The organism is Mycoplasma marinum (assembly GCF_004335975.1).
GTDB lineage: Bacteria > Bacillota_I > Bacilli_A > Mycoplasmatales > Metamycoplasmataceae > Mycoplasma_K > Mycoplasma_K marinum.
This window is the reverse complement of the sequence record NZ_PSZO01000066.1, coordinates 1-1,699: the sequence shown is the minus strand read 5'-3', so window position 1 is coordinate 1,699 and position 1,699 is coordinate 1. Positions and strand designations below refer to the sequence as shown.

The following is a 1,699-nucleotide window of genomic DNA, read 5'->3' as shown; positions in this document are numbered from 1 at the left end:
AATCAAAATTTTCTATTTTATCTATTTTTCTCAACTCATTCACAAAGATATTAATACCTGTTTTTTTCTGTTTTTCAATTTCAGCAAAATAGAATTCATAAAATTGTTTTATTTTATCAATTCTATTAAAGCCATTATTATCAATGGCATAATTTGATAAAGTTTTTTCTATTCTTTTATCAATATCTTCACTTTTCTTATTGGCTTTATTTACGAATATTCTAATAGTTTTCAATGACGTTCCCATTCCATAGTTAACCACGTAATAATCAATAATGCCGAATTCATTTATTAAATGAGCTATTGACCATTTTAAGTAATTATCAAAATTATTTTTTCTAATATAAATCTCTTCGTGTATATTCATTTGCTTTGCGTGTAATTCTTTGACATTAATTATTAAATCTTTAAAGTTGTTTTCTTCAATTAGGCTTAACAACTCATCAACCAAATAAGGTTGAAGTCCGACCCTAACTTTATCATTAGATAAAAAGAATCTAAATGGCGAAGATTTTTGCATTGGATCAACTAAATGAGAATTTGAATATCTAATTTCAACTAATGAATCCTGACCTTTACGCCCAGCACGACCAGCTTGTTGATAAAGATCTTCAAGTGACGATGGTGGTTGAATTAAACCCACATAATTACATTCCTCGATATTTACACCCATGCCAAAGGATTTAGTTGCAAAGAGGACACTTGCTTTCTTGAATGGGTTTAATTTTTCCTCTTCCTTTTTCTCTCCCAATTCGTTGATTATTTCTTTCTTACGACCAATAAATAATCCTGAATTTTTTATTGAAGACTCTTCGAAAGCATGTTCCGCAGATGCAAGATTTGGATATTTCCTATTTCATTTATTGGCATAAATAAAATACAAAATTGATACACCATTCTCAAATTCTTGTTTCTTAGCAACGTTAACAGCTATTTCTCCCCAAAATCTTTTCTTGTCATTCTTGGTTTTTAAGTGACTATCGTTTTCTTTAATTAATTTATACTTAAGTTCCTTCCTCTCAAGGCCACTCCCATCTGCTAAATTAATAAGACCTTTTGAATTTATATTTAATATATTCATAATATCCTTTTGAATATATGGTGCTGCAGTTGCCGTTAAAGCAATAATTTTCATCTTATCATTTCTTTCTTTTATATTTTGCATAACATGGCGAACAACTAAATAAGAAGGTCTAAAATCATGACCTCATTCAGAAATACAATGTGCTTCATCAAATACAATAGCACCAACAAAATGCGCCAATGATTTAAGCATGTAGTTTACCTCTATATTTTCCAATCTTTCTGCGGTAATTAAAAATAATCTTTTATTAGCGAGTGTCGCTTCATCTATTCTGTTTCTTTTCTTTTTAATTTCAGCATTACTCATTGAAAAATCAAACCCATTTGCATTTAGATGAAGATTTTGATCATCTATTAGGGCATTAATGGGAAATATAGCAAGAATAATGACCGGTTGTAAAAAAGAAAATAATTGATAAATAAGAGATTTACCAAATCCTGTTTTTAAAACAGCTAAAATATTCCCGCCGTCTATGAGCAACTTTTTAACTGCCAAAAACTGTTCATCTTTAAGTTTTTTAATTCCTTGTGCATGAAAAGCGTATGCCACAATCCTATCTAGAATTTCTTTTTCAATACTTTTATATTTAACTTGTTTTTTGGAAATAAATGAAGG

Annotated in this window: 1 protein-coding gene; it reads right to left on the bottom strand. The window is 29.0% G+C overall.

Features of this window, described 5'->3' with window-relative positions; all coding sequences use genetic code 4:
- A partial coding sequence (locus C4B24_RS04710) for a DEAD/DEAH box helicase (protein WP_131599625.1) occupies positions 1-1,699 on the bottom strand: 1,699 nt, incomplete at both ends.